The sequence below is a fragment of the Arthrobacter sp. HLT1-20 genome, assembly GCF_054510895.1.
The window spans coordinates 1-5,774 of sequence record NZ_JBTNDR010000066.1 but is presented as its reverse complement, the minus strand read 5'-3'; the positions used below and the strand labels follow the sequence as shown (position 1 = coordinate 5,774).

Below are 5,774 nucleotides of genomic sequence, written 5' to 3'. Positions count from 1 at the left end.
ACGCCAGTTCCTGCCCAACGACTTCGCCACCCTCGGCGCCGACGGCTTCGGCTTCTCCGACACCCGCCAAGCAGCACGCAGGTACTTCAAAAACGACACCCACTCCGTGGTAGTCCGCACCCTGCAAATGCTCGCCAAACAAGGCAAGATCGACCCCAACGCCGCCACACAGGCAGCCACGAAATACGATCTCCTCAACGTCAACGCCGGCACCACCGGCAGCGCAGGCGGCGAAGGCTAACAGCTAGACAACTCGCAACACCTGTGAACGGGTGGTTGCTGTGACTGTAGAACCCCTACAGTCACAGCAACCACCCGTTCCACGTTAAGCCCCGAAGCTACGTGTTTCCGGCGTTCTTGAGTTGTTGGGTTCACACAAATAGCCACCTTGGCGGCTAAGGACATATCCTCAAGGGATGGTAGCCAAGAAAACATCTGCAGCCACTCCCCCCACCGAGGCCACGGCCGGTGTCAAGGCAGCCGGCAGCAAGAACACCTCCGAAACCCTGGAGCGGCTGCGCGCCAACATTGGCCCGCTTTCCACCATGATGCGCCGGGAGCTGGAAACCACCCTCCCCTGGTACCGCAGGCTCAGCGCCGATGAACGGTCCGCCCTGGGATTGGTGGCCCAAAACGGCATAACAGCCTTCGTCTCCTGGTACGAGCATCCCTCCTCCCCCAGCTGGGTGCTCTCAGACGTCTTTGGCACAGCCCCCACCGAACTCACCCGTTCCATCAGCCTGCAACGGGCCCTGCAACTGATCCGCACGGTGGTTCAGGTGGTGGAGGACAGGGTTCCCGAGTTGGCCGCCGCCGAGGAACAGGTTGATCTGCGTGAGGCAGTCCTGCGCTATTCGAGGGAAGTAGCATTCGCCGCTGCCGACGTTTACGCCCGGGCCGCCGAAAACCGCGGCGCCTGGGACACCCGCCTGGAGGCCTTGGCTGTTGATGGGATCCTGCGCGGGGAAAACGCTGACGCACTGCAATCACGCATTTCGGCCCTGGGGTGGACCTCGCACAGCCACTTCACCATCATGGTGGGCCCCGCCCCACAGGAGGCCAACGCCTTATTCCTTGCCACCTTGCGCCGCGCAGCAGGCCGTTTCGCCGAGGACGTCATGGTGGGAATCCAAGGCGACAAGCTCATTTTGGTGCTGGGCAATGTGACGGATCCCGAGTCGGCCTATATCCGGCTGAGCGAACTTTTCGCCCCGGGGGCCGTGGTCTATGGCCCCCTGGCCGCCACCTTGCAGGACGCCACTGCCTCAGCAAAAGCGGCGTTCGCGGGGATGGCAGTAGCTAAGGGCTGGTCGGCAGCGCCACGGCCCGTCTCGGCCGATGACCTGCTGCCCGAACGCGTCCTTGGCGGCGACGACTCCGCCAAGCGGGCATTGCTGATGAGCATCTACCGGCCGCTGCTTGCCGCCTCCAACGGCCTGATCGAAACACTCAGCAGCTATCTGCAGGGGGGCCATTCGCTGGAGGCCGCGGCCCGCGACCTGTTTGTCCATTCCAACACCGTCCGCTACCGTCTGCGCCGCGTCTGCGACGTCACGGGGTGGGATCCGTTGATCCCCCGGGAGGCATTTGTCCTGCAGACAGCCCTCATCGTGGGCCGGCTGGCCACGCCAACAAAACCGTCGGTGTCCAAGCCGACGCCCAACAAACACGGGGCAGCGCCCGCCAAGGCATCCATGCAGGCTTCCGGGCAGTAAATTGGAGGAACGTCCCCAAAAAGAAGTCGCCAATGGGGCCCCCAACGCGGCCCTATTGTAGACTTCCTACAAATCGCGGCGAAGAGCTTGGTGTATGAAAACACCGTGAAAATGCCATTTTGTTTGGAAAGCTGGTTAATGTGCTTGCAATAGTCTGCCCTGGACAGGGCTCTCAAACTCCCGGGTTCCTTTCGCCGTGGCTGGAACGCCCCGGCGTGGCCGCCCAATTGGCCACCCTGAGCGATGCCGCGGGGATTGACCTGCTCACCCATGGCACCACCAGCGACGCCGAAACCATCAAGAACACGGCCGTTGCCCAGCCCCTGATTGTGGCTGCCGGCCTCATTGCCGCACAGGCCCTGCTGGGCACCGAGGTGGCAACCGCCCTCGCCGGCCGCAACGTCGTGGTTGCCGGCCACTCGGTGGGTGAAATCACCGCAGCCGCACTCACCGGGACCCTTTCCAACGCTGATGCCATGGCGTTTGTGCGTGAACGCGCCAACCGCATGGCCGAGGCCGCCGCAGCCACGCCCACTGGCATGGCTGCCGTGGTGGGCGGCGACGCCGATGAGGTGCTGGCAGCCATTGCGGCAGCGGGCCTGACTCCTGCCAACATGAACTCCAAGGGCCAAACGGTTGCCGCGGGAACGCTTGAGCAGATCGCGGCCCTGGTTGCCGCCCCTCCCGCCAAGGCCCGTGTCATCCCGCTTCAGGTTGCGGGCGCGTTCCATACGCACCACATGACCCCCGCTGTTTCGGCCCTGAAGGCCCTCGCCCCGTCACTGACCCCGCACCCACCCAAGGTGGCGCTGCTCTCCAACTACGACGGCGCCGTCGTACCTTCCGGGGAAGCGGCACTTGAGTCGCTGATCGCCCAGGTATCGCGGCCTGTCCGCTGGGACTTGTGCATGGAAACCATGTCGGCCATGGGTGTGACGGCCTTGATCGAGCTCACCCCGGCCGGGACCTTGACAGGTTTGGCCAAGCGGGGCATGAGCGGCATTGCCACCCTTGCTGTGAAGACACCTGATGACCTCGCGGCTGCCGCGGAATTGCTGGCAGCCCACACCGCGCCCCACGAAGGAACCCTGTGAGCACTCCCACGCTGAAACAAAGCACCCTCCGCCCAGGATCGGCCATCATGGGCATTGGCGCGTACCGGCCGTCCGTGATCGTCACCAATGACGACGTGTGCCAGTGGATCGATTCATCCGATGAGTGGATCCGCCAACGGACAGGCATCGTCACCCGCCACCGCGCCCCCAAGGACGTCTCCGTGGTGGACATGGCTGTCGGTGCGGGGGCCGAGGCCATCAAGCGCGCAGGCATTGAGCCGTCCCAGATTGGCGCCGTACTGGTGTCAACCGTGACGCACCCGTACGCCACCCCCTCGGCTGCAGCCCTGATTGCTGACAAGTTGGGCTGCACGCCGGCCCCGGCCTTTGACATCTCGGCTGCCTGCGCCGGCTACTGCTACGGCGTAGCCCAGGGCGACTCGCTGGTCCGCTCCGGCACCGCCGACTACGTCCTGGTCATTGGTGTGGAAAAGCTCTCGGATGTCATTGACAACCACGAGCGCACCATTTCCTTCCTGCTGGGCGACGGCGCTGGCGCGGTTGTCATTGGCCCGTCCGAGGAACCCGGCATCAGCCCCACGGTCTGGGGATCCGACGGAGGCAAGTGGGACACCATCGGGATGACCCACTCGCAACTGGACATCCGCGACTTCAGCGAGCAGGCCATGAAGGGCGACGGCGTTGACCTGGCTGCCGCCGACGAAGCCCACGCAAGCTTGTGGCCCACCCTGCGCCAGGACGGCCAAACGGTGTTCCGCTGGGCTGTGTGGGAAATGGCGAAGGTTGCCAAGGCTGCCCTCGAGTCAGCTGGTGTCACGGCGGATGACCTGGGCGCCTTTGTGCCGCACCAGGCCAATATGCGCATCATCGACGAGCTTGCCAAGCAGCTCAAACTGCCCGAGCACGTCATCATTGGCCGCGACATTGCCGATGCCGGCAACACCTCGGCTGCCTCCATTCCACTGGCAACACACCGGCTGCTGGCGGAGAACCCGGAGCTCTCCGGTAAACTTTCGCTTCAGATCGGCTTTGGTGCCGGACTGGTGTTTGGCGCCCAAGTGGTGCGCCTACCCTAATAAACGTATCTCCCCACATCCGTGGGGCGATCATCAACGCCTGAAAAGATCATCTCGGTGATCACAGCACAACAAGAAAAGGAGCCATCAATGGCTAGCAACGAAGAAATCTTGGCCGGTTTGGCTGAAATCGTCAACGAAGAGACGGGCCTGGCCCCCGAGGCTGTAGAGCTTGACAAGTCCTTCACTGATGACCTGGACATCGATTCCATCTCCATGATGACTATTGTTGTCAACGCCGAAGAGAAGTTCGACGTCAAGATCCCGGACGAGGAAGTCAAGAACCTCAAGACCGTTGGCGATGCAGTCAGCTTCATTGCAGGCGCACAGGTTTAATCAGCCACAGCGTTAACTCCCTTGTTGCGCAAGCGGCTCGGGGTATGGTGGTTGGCCGGAATGCAGGACGCCGGCCAACCACAAAATCATTGATTCGCCCTGCCCCATAAATTTTGTAGAGAGTTGAACCATGGCCCGCAAAGTAGTCATCACCGGACTGGGCGCCACGACGCCTATTGGCGGCGACGTCCCGACCATGTGGAAGAACGCCCTCAAGGGCGTCTCCGGCGCCCACACGCTTACCGACGACTGGGTGGAAAAGTATGATCTTCCCGTTCACTTCGCCGCCCGTGTGACAACTCCTGCCACGGATGTCCTGAGCCGCGTTGAAGCCAAGCGCATGGACCCCTCAACTCAATTCGCTGTTGTGGCCGCCCGCGAGGCTTGGAAGGATTCCGGCCTGGAGGAAATCGACCACGACCGCCTCGCCGTCGCCTTTGCCACAGGAATTGGTGGCGTGTGGACGCTTCTTGACGCGTGGGACACCCTGCGTGAAAAGGGCCCCCGCCGCGTCCTGCCCATGACCGTACCCATGTTGATGCCCAATGGCCCTGCCGCTGCCGTCAGCCTGGACCTTGGCGCCCGCGCCGGTGCCCACACCCCCGTTTCTGCCTGTGCCTCCGGAACCGAGGCCCTGCACATCGGACTGGAACTGATCCGTTCAGGCAAGGCAGACATCGTGGTGGCCGGTGGCGCCGAGGCTGCGATCCACCCGCTGCCCATGGCTTCCTTTGCTGCCATGCAGGCACTCTCCAAGCGCAACGACTCTCCCGAGACGGCGTCACGCCCGTACGACCTCAACCGCGACGGCTTTGTCATGGGCGAAGGCGCCGGGGCCCTGGTGCTCGAGGCTGAGGAGCACGCCCTGGCCCGCGGCGCACGCATCTACGGCGAATTGGCCGGCACCTCGGTCACCGCCGACGCCTACCACATCACGGCCCCGGACCCGCAGGGCCTGGGCGCCACCCGTGCGCTCAAGGCAGCCCTGTTTGATGCCCGCGCCCTTCCCGAGGACGTTGTCCACGTCAACGCCCACGCCACGTCCACTCCCGTTGGTGACAAGCCCGAGTACACGGCATTGAAGGCCGCCTTGGGCGAACACGTGCACAACGTGTGCGTTTCGGCCACCAAGTCCCAGACAGGCCACCTGTTGGGCGCCTCGGGTGCCGTGGAGTCGGTGTTGACGGTGCTGGCTGTTTACCACCGCCTGGCCCCTGTGACCATCAATCTGGAAAACCAGGACCCGGAAATCCCGCTGGATGTCATCACCGGATCACCGAGGGCGCTGCCCGAGGGCGAGATCATGGCGCTGAACAACTCCTTCGGGTTCGGCGGACACAACGCTGTTGTGGCCATCCGCAGCACAGGCCCCAAGGTCGAGCTGCCCAGCTAGCCTCCGCCCGCGTCGGCCCCGAACAATTGACCCGCAGAAAACGGCGAAAATTGCGTCCAAAACGCATATTTTCGCCGTTTTCTGCGGGACCCTTCTATATTTGTCAAGCCGAGGCCGGGGTCTCGATTTTTGAGTTGAGGATTTTGTAGACGGTGCGGGCGAGGTAGCGTTTGATGCA

Annotated in this window: 6 protein-coding genes; all 6 read left to right on the top strand. The window is 63.4% G+C overall.

What is annotated here, in order from left to right; translation table 11 throughout:
- Window positions 1-241: hypothetical protein (locus ACX80Q_RS18570; protein WP_459332022.1), on the top strand; the 241-nt coding region annotated here is incomplete at its 5' end.
- A gap of 175 nt (window positions 242-416) precedes the next feature.
- Complete coding sequence (locus ACX80Q_RS18565; protein WP_459332021.1) at window positions 417-1,715, top strand: PucR family transcriptional regulator; 1,299 nt, start codon at window positions 417-419, stop codon at window positions 1,713-1,715.
- Between the two features lie 140 nt (window positions 1,716-1,855).
- The gene (locus tag ACX80Q_RS18560; RefSeq protein ID WP_459332020.1) at window positions 1,856-2,809 is read left to right on the top strand and encodes an ACP S-malonyltransferase; all 954 of its coding nucleotides are present in this window, start codon (window positions 1,856-1,858) and stop codon (window positions 2,807-2,809) included.
- Complete coding sequence (locus ACX80Q_RS18555) at window positions 2,806-3,867, top strand: beta-ketoacyl-ACP synthase III (protein WP_459332019.1); 1,062 nt, start codon at window positions 2,806-2,808, stop codon at window positions 3,865-3,867. The genes ACX80Q_RS18560 and ACX80Q_RS18555 overlap by 4 nt, the downstream gene beginning before the upstream one ends.
- A 90-nt stretch (window positions 3,868-3,957) precedes the next feature.
- On the top strand, window positions 3,958-4,203 hold the full coding sequence (locus ACX80Q_RS18550; protein WP_363885028.1) for an acyl carrier protein: 246 nt from the start codon (window positions 3,958-3,960) through the stop codon (window positions 4,201-4,203).
- 130 nt (window positions 4,204-4,333) lie between these two features.
- A complete protein-coding gene (gene fabF / locus ACX80Q_RS18545; protein WP_459332018.1) occupies window positions 4,334-5,596 on the top strand; it encodes a beta-ketoacyl-ACP synthase II in 1,263 nt (420 codons plus the stop codon).
- Window positions 5,597-5,774 lie beyond the last annotated feature (178 nt).